At 42.9% G+C, this 17,294-nt stretch carries 20 protein-coding genes and 1 other RNA gene; 16 read left to right on the forward strand and 5 right to left on the reverse strand.

Annotated features, from left to right (window positions below; genetic code table 11):
- The first annotated feature begins 44 nt into the window (after positions 1-44).
- The 4 genes from ACFQU8_RS13775 (at position 45) to nth (ending at position 3,358) form a co-directional block, all read left to right on the forward strand.
- Positions 45-593: a cell wall elongation regulator TseB-like domain-containing protein gene (locus ACFQU8_RS13775; protein ID WP_382361429.1), complete on the forward strand. Its 549-nt coding sequence runs from the start codon at positions 45-47 to the stop codon at positions 591-593.
- A 4-nt stretch (positions 594-597) separates the two neighbouring features.
- A complete protein-coding gene (locus tag ACFQU8_RS13780) occupies positions 598-1,779 on the forward strand; it encodes a pyridoxal phosphate-dependent aminotransferase (RefSeq protein ID WP_382361432.1) in 1,182 nt (393 codons plus the stop codon).
- 234 nt (positions 1,780-2,013) lie between these two features.
- Positions 2,014-2,691 carry a DnaD domain-containing protein gene (locus tag ACFQU8_RS13785; protein WP_382361435.1) on the forward strand — a complete coding sequence of 226 codons (678 nt, stop codon included), beginning with the start codon at positions 2,014-2,016 and terminating at the stop codon, positions 2,689-2,691.
- A 4-nt stretch (positions 2,692-2,695) separates the two neighbouring features.
- A complete protein-coding gene (nth, locus tag ACFQU8_RS13790; protein WP_382361438.1) occupies positions 2,696-3,358 on the forward strand; it encodes an endonuclease III in 663 nt (220 codons plus the stop codon).
- 46 nt (positions 3,359-3,404) lie between these two features.
- On the opposite strand, the gene ACFQU8_RS13795 is transcribed toward nth, so the two are convergent.
- Both ACFQU8_RS13795 and recU read right to left on the reverse strand, forming a co-directional pair.
- Entirely contained in the window at positions 3,405-6,233 is a 2,829-nt protein-coding gene (locus tag ACFQU8_RS13795) for a transglycosylase domain-containing protein (RefSeq protein WP_382361441.1), read from the reverse strand.
- Positions 6,234-6,251: 18 nt separating this feature from the next.
- The gene (gene recU, locus ACFQU8_RS13800; protein WP_382361444.1) at positions 6,252-6,842 is read right to left on the reverse strand and encodes a Holliday junction resolvase RecU; all 591 of its coding nucleotides are present in this window, start codon (positions 6,840-6,842) and stop codon (positions 6,252-6,254) included.
- Between the two features lie 83 nt (positions 6,843-6,925).
- On the opposite strand from recU, the gene ACFQU8_RS13805 reads away from it, so the two are divergent.
- On the forward strand, positions 6,926-7,882 hold the full coding sequence (locus tag ACFQU8_RS13805; RefSeq protein ID WP_382361447.1) for a DUF2515 family protein: 957 nt from the start codon (positions 6,926-6,928) through the stop codon (positions 7,880-7,882).
- 86 nt (positions 7,883-7,968) lie between these two features.
- Here ACFQU8_RS13805 and ACFQU8_RS13810 read toward each other — a convergent pair whose 3' ends face one another.
- The gene (locus ACFQU8_RS13810) at positions 7,969-8,076 is read right to left on the reverse strand and encodes a spore protein (RefSeq protein ID WP_382361450.1); all 108 of its coding nucleotides are present in this window, start codon (positions 8,074-8,076) and stop codon (positions 7,969-7,971) included.
- Positions 8,077-8,229: 153 nt separating this feature from the next.
- Between ACFQU8_RS13810 and ACFQU8_RS13815 the strand changes: the two genes are divergently transcribed.
- From ACFQU8_RS13815 to ACFQU8_RS13850, 8 genes are all read left to right on the forward strand, one after another.
- Entirely contained in the window at positions 8,230-8,394 is a 165-nt protein-coding gene (locus ACFQU8_RS13815; protein WP_382361453.1) for a hypothetical protein, read from the forward strand.
- A gap of 154 nt (positions 8,395-8,548) precedes the next feature.
- A complete protein-coding gene (locus ACFQU8_RS13820) occupies positions 8,549-8,905 on the forward strand; it encodes a DUF1798 family protein (RefSeq protein WP_382361456.1) in 357 nt (118 codons plus the stop codon).
- Positions 8,906-8,973: 68 nt separating this feature from the next.
- Positions 8,974-9,372: a cytidine deaminase gene (locus tag ACFQU8_RS13825; protein WP_382361459.1), complete on the forward strand. Its 399-nt coding sequence runs from the start codon at positions 8,974-8,976 to the stop codon at positions 9,370-9,372.
- A 169-nt stretch (positions 9,373-9,541) separates the two neighbouring features.
- Complete coding sequence (gene gpsB / locus ACFQU8_RS13830) at positions 9,542-9,847, forward strand: cell division regulator GpsB (protein WP_382361462.1); 306 nt, start codon at positions 9,542-9,544, stop codon at positions 9,845-9,847.
- Positions 9,848-9,907: 60 nt separating this feature from the next.
- An RNA gene (gene rnpB, locus ACFQU8_RS13835) (RNase P RNA component class B) lies at positions 9,908-10,294 on the forward strand.
- 124 nt (positions 10,295-10,418) lie between these two features.
- Positions 10,419-11,558 carry a THUMP domain-containing class I SAM-dependent RNA methyltransferase gene (locus tag ACFQU8_RS13840; RefSeq protein ID WP_382361465.1) on the forward strand — a complete coding sequence of 380 codons (1,140 nt, stop codon included), beginning with the start codon at positions 10,419-10,421 and terminating at the stop codon, positions 11,556-11,558.
- A 151-nt stretch (positions 11,559-11,709) separates the two neighbouring features.
- Positions 11,710-12,798, forward strand: coding sequence for a type III polyketide synthase (locus ACFQU8_RS13845; RefSeq protein ID WP_382361468.1), 1,089 nt, complete (start codon positions 11,710-11,712; stop codon positions 12,796-12,798).
- Entirely contained in the window at positions 12,795-13,301 is a 507-nt protein-coding gene (locus ACFQU8_RS13850) for an isoprenylcysteine carboxyl methyltransferase family protein (RefSeq protein ID WP_382361471.1), read from the forward strand. Before ACFQU8_RS13845 ends, ACFQU8_RS13850 begins: the two co-directional genes overlap by 4 nt.
- 92 nt (positions 13,302-13,393) lie before the next feature.
- Here the strand turns inward: ACFQU8_RS13850 and ACFQU8_RS13855 are convergent, their stop codons facing one another.
- Positions 13,394-13,594 (reverse strand): cold-shock protein, encoded by a 201-nt coding sequence (locus ACFQU8_RS13855; protein WP_382361474.1) that lies wholly within the window; start codon positions 13,592-13,594, stop codon positions 13,394-13,396.
- A gap of 370 nt (positions 13,595-13,964) precedes the next feature.
- On the opposite strand from ACFQU8_RS13855, the gene ACFQU8_RS13860 reads away from it, so the two are divergent.
- On the forward strand, positions 13,965-14,588 hold the full coding sequence (locus tag ACFQU8_RS13860; RefSeq protein WP_382361477.1) for an HD domain-containing protein: 624 nt from the start codon (positions 13,965-13,967) through the stop codon (positions 14,586-14,588).
- A 24-nt stretch (positions 14,589-14,612) separates the two neighbouring features.
- Here ACFQU8_RS13860 and ACFQU8_RS13865 read toward each other — a convergent pair whose 3' ends face one another.
- Complete coding sequence (locus ACFQU8_RS13865; RefSeq protein WP_382361480.1) at positions 14,613-15,674, reverse strand: C40 family peptidase; 1,062 nt, start codon at positions 15,672-15,674, stop codon at positions 14,613-14,615.
- 147 nt (positions 15,675-15,821) lie between these two features.
- On the opposite strand from ACFQU8_RS13865, the gene ACFQU8_RS13870 reads away from it, so the two are divergent.
- Complete coding sequence (locus ACFQU8_RS13870; protein WP_382361483.1) at positions 15,822-16,778, forward strand: thymidylate synthase; 957 nt, start codon at positions 15,822-15,824, stop codon at positions 16,776-16,778.
- A gap of 20 nt (positions 16,779-16,798) precedes the next feature.
- Positions 16,799-17,293: a dihydrofolate reductase gene (locus ACFQU8_RS13875; protein ID WP_382361486.1), complete on the forward strand. Its 495-nt coding sequence runs from the start codon at positions 16,799-16,801 to the stop codon at positions 17,291-17,293.
- Position 17,294 lies beyond the last annotated feature (1 nt).

The raw sequence follows: 17,294 nt of genomic DNA on the forward strand, positions 1-17,294 counted from the left end.
GGTTATTCAAAGCCGGATATATCACAAACAGGATATATTGAAGAATGTTTAATAAAATCACCAGGATGACGTTTCCGGCGTGGCTCAAATGGGTGTGCGGCAGCATAGGTCTGTTGCTTATAGTGAGTATTATTTTCGGTGTATATTTGTATCAGACCATCGAGGATTCCCGTACAGCCGACTTTGACCGTGTAAGGGAGCAGGTTCTTAAAGAAACGTCCTTAAATACCGTTAATAAAATTCAGCGTTATCATGGTGAAAAAGCTTATTACACAGTCTATGGAAAAGCGAAAAAGGGGAAAATGATCGTTTTTTATCCTTTCGATACGGACCAGGCTGAAGCTCTCACAGTGCAACAATCAGATATGGTTTCCAAAGAAACAATTCGAAATCAGTGGAACAGCGAATGTTCATCATGTACAATGATCGGCATAGATCCGGGTGTCACTGCAGAAGATGAAGATGGGCCAGAACCGGTTTGGGAAGCGACCTATAAAGACGCAAAAAATCGATATGTTATGGCGCTTTTTTCTATTTTTGACGGCACAAAGATCAAGCTGCAGCGTTATAATCAACTAATCGAGGGAGAGTGATTCAATGGAATTGGCAAATCGGGTTAAATCATTAACCCCTTCAGCTACACTGGCCATCACAGCTAAGGCAAACGAACTGAAGAGTGCGGGATACGATGTCATCGGACTTGGTGTCGGGGAACCGGACTTTAATACACCCGCGTATATTCTTGATGCAGCCGAGGAAGCGATGCGTCAAGGGTTAACCAAATATACACCATCAGGCGGTATACCGGAATTGAAAGGGGCTATTACAGCTAAACTTAAACGTGATAATGAACTGACATATGCTTCTGATGAGGTGATTGTCACAACAGGGGCCAAGCATGCTTTGTACACCCTTTTTCAGGTGCTTCTGAATAAGGGAGATGAGGTGATTGTCCCCGCGCCATACTGGGTAAGTTACCCTGAACAGGTTAAATTAGCTGAAGGACAGCCTGTCTATGTTAATGCTGACGAACAGAATGACTTTAAAATCACACCTGATCAGTTAAAACAAGCTATTACACCGAGAACAAAAGCTTTCATTATCAATTCACCAAGCAATCCAACTGGTATGATGTACAATCAGCAGGAACTGGAACAGCTGGGAAACGTTTGTGTGCAGCAGAATGTGTTAATGATCTCTGACGAAATTTATGAAAAATTAATTTATTCCAGTGATGATCATGTATCTGTCGCGGCACTATCTGATGAATTCAAAGCCAATACAGTCATTATTAACGGCGTGTCCAAATCACATGCAATGACAGGCTGGCGAATTGGCTATGCCGCTGGGCCCAAGGACATTATCCAGCCTATGACCAGTCTCGCATCCCATTCAACCTCTAATCCAGCATCAATCGCTCAGTATGCGGCACTGGCCGCTTACCGTTCAGACGATCAGCCAGTTAACCAAATGCGGGAGATATTTCATGAACGGCTGAATCTCATGTATGATTTGCTCAAGGATATACCAGGTATTTCCTGCGTTAAACCAAAAGGAGCTTTTTATCTATTCCCGAACATACAGGAAGCTGTTCGTAAAGGCGGATTTGATTCAGCTGACGACTGGGTCAAAGCTTTGCTGGAGGAAGAAAAAGTTGCTCTGGTTCCGGGAAGCGGATTTGGCGCCCCGAGCAACGTAAGATTATCATATGCTGTTTCAACTGAAACACTGAAGGAAGCTGCCAAGCGAATCAGGCGATTTGCAGAAGTGCATTCATAATACTGGAAACGCACGATCTGTAAACCAGAAACCTATGGGTCTTAACAACCATTGTCAGAAAAACCCTTGCCCTTGAAGTGCAAGGGTTTTTTCGCCGGACAGTTCTGAATGTAAGTGAATGCCTGTATTAACAAATATCGGCGGGATCGTATAATGATAACAGCACATTTTTAATGACTTCGTTTAAGATTCATGGCCTTATCGTGCTATACTTGGAAATGAGGTGTATCATGTATGGCAAAATTTATTTCATATCAGGATATCTTACTGAACCAAGTGCCTGTACCCGTTCAATTACTTGATAAATATGCCGCATTGGGTCTGACGGAAAGAGAAGTCATGGTTATTTTGCAGCTGCTGCGATTTTTACATGAGAAAAATGACTTTCCGACGCCTGGTGATTTGGCCAATCATTTAACTATCACTGAAAAGGAATGCGCTAATATTTTGCGCAAGCTTATTCAGCAGCAATTTTTATCCATTGAACAATTTAGAAATGAGCAAAACGAAATAACTGAGGCGTATAGTCTTAATCCATTATGGGAAGTGTTATTTGCTGAAAAACAGGAAGCGAAAGAAAACAATGATGGAACAATCTTTATCTTATTTGAACAAGAGTTTGGACGGCCTTTATCACCCTTTGAAATTGAAATGATCAATACATGGCTTGATGAAGATAATCTGCCGCCTGAGCTTATAAAAGCTGGCTTGAGAGAATCAGTATTAATGGGGAAACTTAATTTTAAGTATATTGATCGTATTCTGCGTGACTGGAAGAAGAAAGGTATTCAATCAGTTGAAGAGGCGCGCCAAAGCAGTAAAGCCTTCCATCAAAAACAAGCGCCCAAACAGGATTCCGGCAGCTCTGAACGGGATACATCGATTTATTATAATTGGCTCGAGGAGGAATAGGGGAATGTTGAACAAATCCCAGGTTCAGTACTGTCTGGATGTAATGAAGGAGATGTATCCGCAAGCACAGTGTGAATTGGATCATGCGAATCCATTCGAACTTCTGATTGCGGTTGTACTATCAGCTCAGTGTACAGATAACTTAGTCAATAAAGTTACCTCTTCACTATTTCAAAAATATACCACACCAGAGGATTATCTGGCTGTTCCCTTAGAAGAGCTGCAGCAGGATATTAAATCGATTGGCTTATACCGCAATAAATCCAAAAATATCCGTAAGCTTTGCCAAATGCTTATTGATGATTACGGCGGAGAGGTGCCAAAGACAAAACAAGAACTGATGAAACTGGCAGGTGTCGGCCGTAAAACAGCTAATGTCGTCGCATCTGTTGCCTTTAACGAACCAGCAATTGCCGTCGATACACATGTGGAACGCGTCGCTAAACGTTTAGGAATATGCCGCTGGAAGGATTCAGTGCTGGAAGTAGAGCAAACGCTGATGCGAAAGGTCACAAAAGACGAGTGGGCGGATACGCATCATCGTATGATTTTTTTCGGCCGGTATTATTGTACAGCCAAGAATCCGCAATGCTCAGAATGCCCGCTTTTGACGTTATGCAGGGAAGGGCAGAAACGCATGAAAAAGAAAAACGCTGCCAAAACCTAAAGAGACAGCTCCCAAAATTGGGAGCTGTCTCTTTTTAAATGGACGATCAATTTTCGTCCCCGCCATCTTCGTTATCTTCGTCATTTTCGTTATTTTCGTCATCACCATTTCCCTGATCATTATTACCATTATTTTGGTTATTCTCGGATTGGTTATCGTTATTTCCATTCTGACTATCATTTTGAGGATTGTTATTATCCTGCTGGTTTCCCTCTGACTGATTATCAGAATTATCTTCTATTTCAATCTGGGTGCGGTTCGATTCGCCCTTGTTACCTTCATTCTGACCAATCGGGGTCACGGTTATTGTGTACGAACCCGGCTGCACGCCTTGAATGATGATTCCGTTCGATGCGACCGTTTGTGTCTGCTGCTGGCTGTTTCCACCGGCCACGGCAACTTCAAATTGAGCTGGCGGTCCATCATATTGCCAGGATACATCTATATTTGAATTGTCCCGTTTAGCGTTCAGATTGCTAACACCGGGGATATCTCCTTCATCTTCTCCTTCATCTTCTCCTTCATTTTCATCTTCGTCTCCGGGCACTTTAATGGTCGCAGAAGCCGGATCACTTGTATGGCCATCATCATCTCTCGCTACCACTTGAATATCATATGCGGCATCTGACTCCACATCAGAAATTTCCATCGACGTATCATCGGTTGACGACAGTTTCTGCATGTCGCCATCATCGATACGCGCACTGACGTCATAAGAAACATCATCGTCTGAATCGTAGTCCCATTCAAGTTGAATCGTATTGGCATCTTCATCATAGTTAGCTTCCAAGTCACTGACTGGATCAAGATCCTCAAAATGTTCGGATGTTTTCGTTGGTTCTGTCCCCTTCACAAACAGTTCGTTTACAATTTTAGACGACGGCGTATAATCACTAGGCAATTTGGCAGGGTCTGTACCCTTTTCTACGGGTACTTCCACAACTGAATCAGGTTTGGTGAAATCTGCTGTCTCCGTATCTTTCGACAGTTCCGCCATCATGTTTTTATATAACGCTTGTGATACTTTTGTATCAGGGACAGCTATATTATTATTATTAAACCCGGTCCAAACCGAAACGGTATAATTTGTCGAATAGCCACTGAACCAGGAATCCGGTGAACCATCCACACCTTCTCGTGTCGTGGTGCCTGTTTTACCAGCATCCGGCAAACCAGGTACGTTCGCTTGTGTGCCGGTTCCTTCTTCAATGACGGTCTGCAGCATATCGGTGATCATATAAGCCGTTGATTCGGACATCGCCGCCTCAGGCTCTGGTGTTAATTCAACCGTTCTGCCGCTGTCTGGAAATTCTACCTTTGTCACAGCATAAGGCTTGTTATAGACACCATCATTACCGAACGCGCTGTACGCACCCGCAAGTTCAAGCGGATTCGTGCCAATTTTGCCTCCGCCAATGCCATCGGTTAGTTTCATATCTGTATCGCCAATTGAAATGCCAAGACCTTGAGCAAATGACTTAGCATGCTTAAGCCCGACTTTATCAAACGTTTTAACAGCTGGAACGTTCAGTGACTGCTGCAGAGCATAACGCATGCTGACCCAGCCATAATACTGACTTGCCCATGTTGTAACTGTTTCATCACTTCCAGCAATATCATAGGGGCCATCATCATTTAATTGATGATACGTTGACCACTTTTCATTTTCGATGATTGGGCCATAATCCATGATTGGTTTGAATGTCGATCCTGGCTGACGATCTATATCCGTTGCATAGTTATACCCATCATTTTTAAGGCCGCCGCGGGCACCGCCAATCGCGCGTATAGCACCGGTTTTTGTATCCAGAACAGTCATACCGGCCTGCATTTTATGTTCCTTATCCTGGGAATCGACAATCGATTCAGGGTATTTTACTGGATTATCGGCATCATCAGAAAGTAAGAATTCAACACGATCCTGGGCGTCCTGATCAATCGTTGTATAAATCTTTAACCCATCTGTGTAAATATCAGCGCCGTCAACTTTTTCTTTAACCTCGTCACGCACTTCCTGCAGAAACGCCTGATAAGGCGTTGGATCAGGTTTTTTGTCTCTCAGAAGCGAAGGGATGTCCACATCTTTGGCTTCTTTGGCTTCACTTTCCTTTATAGTGTCATTAGCTACCATGCGATCCAACACAGTATGCATCCGATCCTTCATGACATCTGGATGCTCAAATGGATTATAACCCGTTGGTCTCTGCGGTAAACCAGCCAAAATAGCCGCCTCTGGCAATGTCAGTTTACTGAGATCGCTTTTGCCAAAATACAGCTCAGCTGCTCTTCCAACACCATAGGCCTGATTGCCATAATAAATCTTGTTCAAGTAAAATTGCAGTATCTCTTCCTTGGAATATTGCCGCTCCAGCTTCAGGGCAAGCCACATTTCCTGTACTTTAATACTTATTTTCTTTTCCGGTGAGAGAAAAGATTTTTCCACAAGCTGCTGTGTGATAGTACTGGCACCTTCAGAACCAAAGCCATTTTTCAAGTTGGCAAGGATAGCTCCGCCCACCCGGTAAAGATCAACACCATGGTGTTCAAAGAAACGTGTATCTTCGGTAGAAATAACCGCATCAATCAAGACTTGCGGCAATTCATCATATTCAACTTTCGTACGCTGCTCGCTTCCTGCCAAATCTGCAAAAAAATCGCCGTCCATATCATATAATTCAGATGAATAAGGTGATTCGAGTTCTGATGCATCAATTGCTGGTGCTGTGGCAATATAATACGTGAACAGTGCTCCAACACCGATACCAATAGCGAGTACAGCAATACCAATAATCAGAAGCACTTTCTTCCAAGTGGGTTTTTTGGCCGTTTTTTTCTGTTTTCTTCTAGCAGTGCGGGACTGGCCATTTGTCGCCATAACGCATCCTCCTTCAACCTAAAAGTAAAGCTGATCAATAATGGTCAGGTAGTCAACTCTTGCCTGATAATGAAATGGAATGCGATAACCCTGACGCTGAATTGTTTCATACGGGATCGACTTTTTCCCGCCATTTAAATGATTATCCCAGAATGGGAAAAATGTTTCAGCAGGGATGCAATAGGTTTCATTATAGACAGAAAAACGAATAATTAAAAAGGTTATACCGCCGTGCGTGGCTATCGATTTCATATGGCTTATTTGATGTTCATGAATGTTGCCAAGCGGGAACCTAGTCTTATTTTTTGTTTCCTTGGCTTCAAAGTCAATATGCTGTCCACGATATATGCCATTGTAATCGGTAGTAGAAGGCTGCTTAAAATAGCCCTCTGTAATAACAGCGGCACTCCGCTTGGGATAATGAACGTTAACGATTTGAACAGGTGTCGGCTTTTTATGGATCATAGCCTTATCCATTTCACGATAAAACGTGTTGGTTGCGTTTATATCCGCTTCCAGTGTCATCCCCCGATTACTAAAGCTCATGGTTTGATTTGCTGCCGATGGACGGCGGGAATACTGACTTTTTTTGCCGTTTGGATAATCCACTGATACGCCTCCTAAACCTGATTACAGTATCATATCAAAAAAACCAATCATTGACTATATATACGTAAAAAAGGAGTTATTGCATGACAACTTTCCGGTGGCACAACCATGATTATATCCATTATATACGATCCCAAACCGATAAGCACAACGTGGATAATATTGCTCGTACGAAAGCTTATCAGCGTTTTTATGCCGCTTTTCCGGAAATTAAGTGGGCTTTTTTGGCCAGTATGGTTTCCCGGAATGCAGGCTGGAATATGACGGACTTATGGCTGTCCCCTTTTATAGCAATCCTTTCAGCCAGGCAGCGCTGGAGCATGTTTATGACTTATGAACGTTCTAACTGGCTTATCTTTGCAGATGCCTATCCGCAATTATTGCTTTATCAGCTTTCGATAGATACCCAGCAGTCACTGTTTCATTTATTACCGGCGTTTCAGGTTTCCCGCTACATGCAACAGGAGTGGGAAGTGTTTTGGCAGCATCAGGATGCTGAGCGCCTAATGCTGGCGCTTATCATCAATGAGCAAAATGTTATTGAGCATCCTGTTATTAAGCAGGACTATTTTAAGTACCGTGTTTTCCTGCGTCCAGCATATTTCCTGCAGGATTTTTTCCTTTTAAACGCTGTTTTGCTGCCAACAGCATCACAGCATGTATATGGTGCATTCGTTCATGACTTTACAAGTATTAATAAACGAATTGAAATGGGGAAAACACTCGCCTCGATTGTGTTCCACCCGCAGGTTTACCGCCCGTTGCTTGAATTTGCCCAGTCAGTTGAACATACCGGCTCACGGCGGGATTATGAACGCTATTGCGGTATAGAGATAGAAGCCGCTCCTCTGCTGCGTTCGGTCTATCCGGTCATTGCTCATCAGGATAAATGGCGGCGAGACTGGAATAAACGAAAAAGGGTTCAAGCAAAGTGGCTGGCCACTGTATCCTTAACCCCAGATCCCCAAATTAAAAAGCAATTTTATAACCGGCGACGGCTGATGTATGCTTACAGTCATGTCAAAGATATTTTAACGTAAAAAAAGGATTTGTGATAGCACAAATCCTTTTTATAAGACATTCTTCCTAATTTAGACACGTATTTTCTGTACCATGTTTATGCGTTTCAGGTTGAAGGGCGGTTCGGGCCGTCTAATTTTTTATCGCGGCTGCGGTTTGCTTGTTTCTGATGATGGCGGTTTGTTTTTTGTTCAGATGGTTTCTTTTTGCCCATATGCTTCCCTCCTAACAGTCTTTAGTGTGTCTAAAAAACAAGGATCTACACGGTTTTTAGCATGCTTCTTCTAGTTTTGTCGGACAGGAAGGGAATAGGGGGCAAAACACGAAATACGACTATAGGTATTATAAAAAAGGAGATGTTTTCCTAATGACCATCCCTCTTAAACAACACCAATCCAAGCAGAAGCAGGAAGCCGAAAAAGCACTAACCAAACTAGCTGATCAATTACATCTAATGGAAGAAAAAATAACAACAGTTAGCGATGGACGTTTCGAGAAGTCTTATCAGCCGCGTTTTAAACAGCATAAATAATATCAGTTGCATTAATATTCGAAGCTGCCATGTTACTGCTTCTCATTTGAATTTGCCTCCATTTCAGGAAAAGGTCGTTATACCGGCTGTTTTTTAACAATCTGAATGGTAAACTGGAAATGGCCATTAAACTATAGCAGAGGATAGGATTGGTATGACGTTAGAACAGCAAACCAGACAGCTTGTTGAACAGCTTGATCAATTGAAAGCAATTTATGAGGCAAATAATCCACCGGAAAGCAAACTCGATAAAGCTTTTTTTGAAATGGTTAAAAAGCGCACAGAACCTGTTTATGCACTACTCGCCGAATGGGAGGAAAATGCACTCAGGGCTGTTAAAGAACGAAAGATAAATATGCATCCGCAGCAGGTCTCATCAACACGCGAGAATATGGAGCTTTTGCTGCTCAACAGTTACTATGTTGACGTGAGACGCAAGCAGTATATGGAATTTCATCACTCCATCCAGTTCATTCTGGATCAGCTGCTTAATGAACTGAAAAAGGTCTGAATCCCTTTACAAACCACATATTTTTGCTTATAATATTCTCTCACTCACATTATAGGAGATGAAATAAGATGGGGTCACAGACATTACTGGATAATGCAAATGAAATGAAAGCACGAGCTTATGTTCCTTATTCCGGTTTTCCAGTTGGCGCTGCTCTAATAACGGGATCTGGAAAGGTCTATACAGGATGCAATATTGAAAACGCTGCCTACCCAGTCAGCTGCTGTGCTGAACGTGTAGCTATCTTCAACGCTATTTCGGATGGTGAGTATACGTTCACGGAGATGGCAGTCGCGGCTGATACAGAACGGCCAGTCCCGCCATGCGGTTCATGCCGTCAAGTTATGAGTGAATTTTTTGATCATGACACGGTCATTTATTTAACAAACAACAATAATGAAACGAAGCCTGTCACAGTTGATGATCTGCTGCCATTTTCATTCCAGTCAGATGATATGGACAAATGAGGCCAGCATGCTCAGCCCCATTTGGTGAAGCGTGAAGTTGGTATGAGACAACAAACGGGTATCATGTTATACTGAATTAGGCATACATGACATCATAAGGTCATATAAATTCCTATGGACAGGTATTGTTATATACATGAATAATTGACAGTCTGAGGTGAACGGAGAAATGAGTGCCAATCAGATTCAGCTGACAGGAAAAGATATACTGGAAAAAGAATTTAAAACAGGTATGCGAGGCTACAATCAGGAAGAGGTCGATGAATTTCTGGATACAGTTATACAGGATTATGAAACTTTCCAGCAGGAGATTGATAGACTGCAGCAGGAGAATGAGCGGCTCAAAAAACAGCCTGATCAGGCGAAAAGCCGCACATCTGCACCGAATCACCAAGTCAATTACGATATACTTAAACGTGTGTCCAACCTTGAAAAAGCTGTTTTCGGCAAAAAATCGACAGATTCCGAATCATGATTAAAATTACCAGTGTATTTGTTTAAGATTTGTGCTATAATGAATGACGAAATGAATTGAGTACTTGCGTAATCGCTGTATATCTATCATATACAGAGGAAAGTCCATGCTCACACAGGCTGCGATGCCTGTAGTGTTCGTGCCTGATGAAGTCATAAGTCAGGGTAGCCCGAACAAGCTAACGGCAGTGGAACATCCTAAATCAAATGACAGGGATAATGACACTTGAAAGTGCCACAGTGACGCAGCTGGATTGGAAACAGTCCGGGTGGAACGCGGTAAACCCCACGAGTGAGCAACCCAAATATTGGTAGGGGCATCCTTGATTAGGGAATTGAACCGAAAAAGGGACAGGCATAGGTTTATGTCTGTAGATAGATGATTACGACCGGATGTACAAGGCTGACCACCGCAAAAGTACCACGGAACAGAACATGGCTTATCAAGTATTCAATGGTCTTTTAACGATTAACGGGTAACCTTTCTGATACAGTTCAGAAAGGTTTTTTAAATGACGCCAGCATGTGGTAAACTGATTATGCTTTTACTCTAAAACGAAAGGAAAAACGTTATGGCACAAACAGTAAGGTTGCTAGCAACAGCAGCTATGGGACTGGAATCAGTCGTTGCACAAGAAGTTAAGCAATTAGGTTATGACGTGCAGGTTGATAACGGCAAAGTTATGTATGATGCGCCCATATCAGCTATCCCTCGCAGTAATTTATGGCTTCGGAGTGCGGATCGCGTCAAGCTGCAGATAGGACAATTTGAAGCTGCGACGTTTGATGACTTATTTGAAGCGACAAAAGCATTGCCATGGGAACAGTTTATAACTGAAGAGGGGAAATTCCCTGTTTCAGGAAAGTCAGTGAAATCAACGCTGCACAGCGTCCCCGATTGTCAGGCTATCGTCAAAAAAGCGATTGCGGAGCGTTTAAAGTTAAAGTACGGTGTAGCCGGAAAATTAGCTGAAACGGGTGCGCTATTTAAAGTTGAAGTAGCGATACATAAAGATGAGGCTGTATTGACTATTGATACATCTGGTTCGGGATTACATAAGCGGGGCTATCGCACAGGGCAGGGTGAAGCTCCATTAAAAGAAACCATGGCAGCAGCCCTGGTTCTGCTGACGAATTGGAAACCGGATGAACCATTCCTTGATCCATTCAGCGGTTCGGGAACGATTCCGATCGAAGCTGCATTAATCGGTCAGAATATCGCACCTGGCTTTAATCGCGATTTTGCTTCTGAAGAGTGGAAATGGATTAAGAAGCGTTATTGGGACGAAGCCTTTGAAGAAGTAGAAGATAAAGCCAATTACGATCAGAAGCTTAACATTAGGGGATCGGATATCGATCACAAGCTGATTGGCATTGCGAAAAGTAACGCTGAAGAGGCAGGACTTGGTGATCTGATTACCTGGAAACAAATGCAGGCACGTGATCTGACAATTACGGCGACCAATGGCTATTTGGTAACGAACCCGCCATACGGTGAACGCCTTGGGGACAAGTCGGAAATTGCTTCACTTTATCAAGATTTAGGCAGCATTATGCACACACACCCCTCATGGAGTGTCTATATCCTATCGGCATTTGCCGAATTTGAGAAATACTACGGCGAAACAGCTACAAAAAAACGAAAACTGTTTAACGGATTCATTCAGACTGATTATTATCAGTACTTCGGAAAAAAACAGAATAACGTATGAAAAATGGTACATTTTACGCAAAAACAGGGGCAAAAGCGCCCCTGTTTTTTATTTAAATAATCTATTGGATAAGTGTTATATTTTTGCCGAAAATAGCCAAACTATCTAACACGGTACGGTTAGGTTGTAACATATAAAGGAGGATCATCGAGTGATTAGCTCAGTAGGCATCGGGATCCCACCACACGATATGACTCAAGCATCTATTAAGTCTTTGGTTAAAAACATTTTCAGCAGTGAGGAAGAACGATTGGTTAACCGGCTGTTACCAGTCTTTGACCATGCGCAAATTGACAGACGACAGTTAGCAGTTGATGCAGACTGGTTCAAACAAGCGCATTCATTCGAAGAGAAGAATACGCTTTATCAAAAGCTTGCCGTTAAACATTCACTGCAGGCAATTGATGCTTGTTTAACGAACCAGCAGTATTTGCAGCAGACTGTCCCCTATGAAGCAATCGATATGATTATATTTGTTTCCAGTACAGGATTGGCCACACCATCATTGGATACGTTCTTGATGAGTGAACGCCCGTTTCGGGAAGATGTTAAACGGATGCCGCTTTGGGGCCTTGGGTGTGCAGGAGGTGCAAACGGTCTGGCGCGAGCTCATGATTGGATCAAGGCACACCCTGATCAGAATGTGCTCCTTGTCTGCTGTGAATTATGCAGTCTCACCTTTCAAAAAGATGATGTGCAAAAAAGTAACATTGTTGGAACGGCGCTGTTCGGAGACGGTGCAGGAGCAGCACTGGTGATAGGGGACGATTCGCCGCTAATGGCATATGGAAAAGGTTCTAAGCCGCGTATTGCTGATACCAGTTCAGCTACTAAAAAGAACAGCCATGATGTCATGGGCTGGCGCGTGACCAATGCTGGTCTTGAAGTCATCTTTTCAAAGCAGATTCCCGCACTCGTGCGGTCGTTCTGGCAGCAGCATATGACTACATTTTTACATAAATCACGGATTGAACCACAATCCATTCAATCGTACATAGCTCATCCTGGCGGCAAGAAAGTTCTTGAGGCTATGGCAGGCGTCGTGCAGGCGCCTTCTGATTTATTCAAGCATTCGTATGGTGTGCTCCAGGATCATGGAAATATGTCCTCTGCAACCATTTTATATGTGCTGGACAGATGGATGCAGGAGCCGGTCAGTGACAAGTTCCCGAGTATCTTATCAGCACTGGGACCGGGATTCAGTTCAGAATTATTATTATTGGAGTGGGATGAGAGATGACAATATGGATGTGGATTTTGTTAATAGCCATAGTAGGACAGCGGATTACAGAACTGCTGATCGCCAGAAGCAATGAAAAATGGCTTAAGCGATTTGGAGGCATTGAAAAGGGTGAAAAACATTATAAATGGTTTATTCTGCTTCATTGCAGTTTTTTTCTGGCAATCATCGCTGAAATATCACTGACGCAGTCACCCGCGCGTATTAATTTAACCCTGCTAAGTATCTTTTTGGCCGTTCAGGCCAGCAGGGTATGGTGTATTCAATCACTTGGCCGGTTTTGGAATACAAAGGTGATCGTACTCCCGGGAGTCGCCCGCATTAAAAAAGGTCCTTATAAATTTGTTAAGCATCCAAATTATATTATCGTGGCTGTTGAATTGTTTATTATTCCACTGCTCGTTGGAGCGCAAATAACGGCCTTTCTGTTTCCGGTTCTTCATTTATTATTAGTCCGCGTCAGAATCCCCCATGAAGAAGAAGCGCTGACCAGGACAACTTAACGGCCGTCTGTTTATTTTAAACGTGAGACAGTCAAATACAAAACGGCGGCAATCTATGTCAGATTACCGCCGTTATACAGAGACTCAGTCAGTTATTGTTTAGCAACGTTTGCAGCTTGAGGGCCACGGTCACCCTCAACAATATCAAACGTCACATTTTGGCCATCTTCGAGTGTTTTGAAACCTTCTTCCTGGATAGCGGAATAATGGACGAAGACATCATTTCCTTCCTCCACTTGAATAAAGCCATAGCCTTTTTCCGCATTAAACCACTTTACAACACCATTTTCCATTATTGAAATCCTCCTAAAGCATTCATGCAAAGCAGATAACCGGAATAAAAAACAGCCCCTGCAGAAGTGCTGGATCACGTTTACATCCAGTTTCATAGAAGCTGTTTGTCGTTAATGAATCCGCATCTTCTTTGCTTATATTTACTATAGCTCAATTAAATAGGGGAGTCAAGAAATGGAAATAAATTATGCCATATTTTCGCAATTAAACCATGATTACAAGAAATCATGCCTCATCGTTTTTAATCTAAAGGATGTTTTATATCATTGATTGCGTTACACTGGAACCAATAAAAGGCCCATGGCTCAAACAAACTTTAACAGGGCACATAGCACTCAGTTGAATCCCAGCTGAGAAGGAGTTGTCTTAATGATGGACAGACTGTTACTTATACGGAATTATGTGTTTAATTTATTTGACCGAGACGTGAGTGGTCATGATTTTTTTCACATGCAGCGGGTTGCCCAAATGGCCCAATCCATTGCGGTCCGGGAACAAGCTGATTTATTCATTACAGAAACGGCTGCATGGCTACACGACGCGGATGATCATAAGTTATTTACGGACGGCGAAAAACAGCAAAGGGAGATCACGGAACTGCTGCAATCAATTGCTTGTTCAAGCAACGAGATTAGTCAAATCAAAGAGGCTATTAGAGAGGTCTCGTTTACAAGAGGCGCGATACCAGCCTCATTGGAAGGAAAAATTGTTCAGGATGCAGACAGACTGGATGCGATCGGAGCGATTGGAATTGCCCGCGCTTTTGCTTATGGCGCAACAACCGGCCAAACATTTTGGGATGATCAGGAAACGCTGCAGCCATACACAACGATTCAGCATTTCTATGATAAATTACTCAAGTTAACAGACATGATGAATACGGATGCTGGTGAAGCGATAGCTGCTCAGAGACATCAGTTTATGACGCAATTTTTGCAGCAATTTTTCGCTGAGTGGCAGACATCGAATATCAGAATCGGGCAGCTGACGTAGGTCTGCCCGAACAATAACGGTAGCTTACCGGACGCTGCCTGCCCCTATATACCGTTCATTCCAATAAGAATTACTTAGTTTGCTTTTTTCCACGCCACGTGATTCGCCGGCGTGAATAAACTGATCGTTGCCAATGTAAATGCCCATGTGGGATGGTCCAGGTTTATATGTTTCAAAAAAGACAAGATCACCAATTGATGGACTGTTAACGTGTGCTGTAAAATTCCACATCTCGCTTACTGTGCGCGGTACAGACTTATCCTCCATTTGAAAAATGTATTGAATAAAGCCACTGCAGTCAAATCCGTCTGGTGATTCGCCGCCCCAGTCATACGGTGTCCCAATCTGGTTACGCGCCGCTTTGATAGCCTGCTGATGCTGATTATCCTGTCCCTTAACTTGTTTTGGTTCCTGATTCACTGTTTCTGCTGCTTTTTCTGACTTTTGATTTTTTTGTTCCTGTTCGTCTTGCGTTGACGTTGCTTTTTTCCCGTTGTTCGCGTTGTCATCTGGTTCACTGTTTTGGTTTTCTTTAGACAGCTCTTCCATAGCTTCTTGATCGATCAGATCCATATCAAGTTCTTCTTCAGCTGTTTTAACTGCTTTTTGAGTAAGCGGTCCATATAAACCATCAATGTTACCCTGGTAATAATCAAAATGATCAAGCGCCAGCTGAAGCGTTTTGACATCGGCTTGATCCATACTCGGCTGAACGGATCCCGACATGTTTTCTAACTGTGTTTTGTAGCGGTTGTCTTCGTTTTCAATAATCGTATTTAATATTTTTTGGTCTGCCTGTTCGGTGATTGTCAGGTCATGATGATCCTCGAAATTCTGCAGGGCACGTTCTGTCAAAGAAACAACATTACTTTCAATTTTCTGGTCAGAGGACGATGATTTGAGGCTTTTCTGCTGCAGCGTTATGGTTGCTTTATCATGATCAGCGTATTGCAGTTGTTCAGCTTCAGCCAGTTGCTCATGTTGCAGTGCAGGATATGCATCAGCATAAAAGGCGAGCGGCTGACTTAACACGCAGGTGTACAGGACCGATTGTTTTACAAAATGACGCATTGGCCCATTCAGCATGCAATAACCCCTTTCTTGTATGACTTTTTAAAGGTTTATGTCCTGTTCAGCGTGCTTATGCGGAACATGGGGGTTAAGATTGTGTTACAGTACATTAATTTGCTGTAATGTCGTATTTTATATTATTATTACTGGTGAGGTGGGAAAATGCTAACAGGTGAACAAAGTTATCTAAATTTATGTCAGGATATATTGAAGCACGGGACACAAAAAACAGACAGGACCAATACTGGTACCTATTCCGTATTTGGCCGGCAAATGCGGTTTGATCTATCCGATGGTTTTCCGTTATTAACAACCAAAAAAGTACCTTTCCGGCTTGTTGCCAGCGAGCTTCTCTGGTTTATGAAAGGGGATACCAATATTCGGTATCTTATCCAGCATGACAATAATATTTGGAACGAGTGGGCTTTTAAACAATGGGTGGAAAGCAGTGAATACGACGGACCTGATATGACAGATTTCGGAAATCGCAGGCAGAAGGATCATCAGTTTAGACAGCTCTATCAGGAACAGATGGCAATCTTTAAGAACAATATACTGAATGACCAGGCTTTTGCGGAAAAATTCGGCGATCTGGGTAACATTTATGGAAAACAGTGGCGTGCATGGCAAACAACGCGAGAGGAAACGATTGATCAGCTGTATAATGTTATTCAGTCAATCCAGCATAATCCGGATTCACGCCGTCATATTGTTTCTGCCTGGAATCCGGAAGATGTGCCATCTATGGCGCTTCCACCGTGTCACACGCTATTTCAGTTTGATGTCACGAATGGAACTTTATCATGCCAGTTGTATCAGCGCAGTGCCGATATGTTTATAGGTATTCCTTTTAATATCGCGAGTTACGCATTGCTCACGTATTTAATTGCCTATGAATGTGGTCTGGAACCAGGTGAGTTCATCCATACGTTGGGGGATGCTCATATTTATACAAACCATATTGAACAAGTGAAAACACAGCTCGGCCGCAGTCCCGGACCAATGCCGGCTCTCACGATCAACACTGATAAGTCATCGATTTTTGATTTCACGACAGATGACTTTTCACTTATTAATTACAACCCGCATCCTTCTATTAAGGCACCGATTGCGGTCTGATTAAAAAGGGGAGATAACGGATGATAGCACTGCTTGCAGCCATGGACCGAAACCATGTGATTGGTTACCAGAGTGAGATGCCGTGGCACTTACCGAATGATTTGAAATTTTTTAAACAAATCACGACTGGGCATACCATTATTATGGGACGGAAAACCTTCGAATCCATTGGTCGGCCGCTTCCCAATCGCAACAATATCGTTCTTTCCAGCCAAGTGAGATCCTTTCCTGAGGGAATTGAAATTGTTCGACGTCCCGAAACTGTCTTAAGCAGGCATGAACAGTCACTGACAGAATCGTTTTTTGTGATTGGCGGTGAAACGATTTTTAAACAATTTCTGCCATATGCAGACCGTATGTATATTACGTGGATTGATGATGTTTTTCCTGGTGATACATATTTCCCAGAATTTTCGCAACAGGAATGGCACTTGTCGTCTCAGGAAACTGGCGAGAAAAATGCCCGAAACCCGTATGATTATTACTTCCTGCAGTATGACCGGTATCAATCATGAA

The organism is Lentibacillus kimchii, from assembly GCF_042666895.1.
Classification (GTDB): Bacteria; Bacillota; Bacilli; order Bacillales; family Amphibacillaceae; genus Lentibacillus; species Lentibacillus kimchii.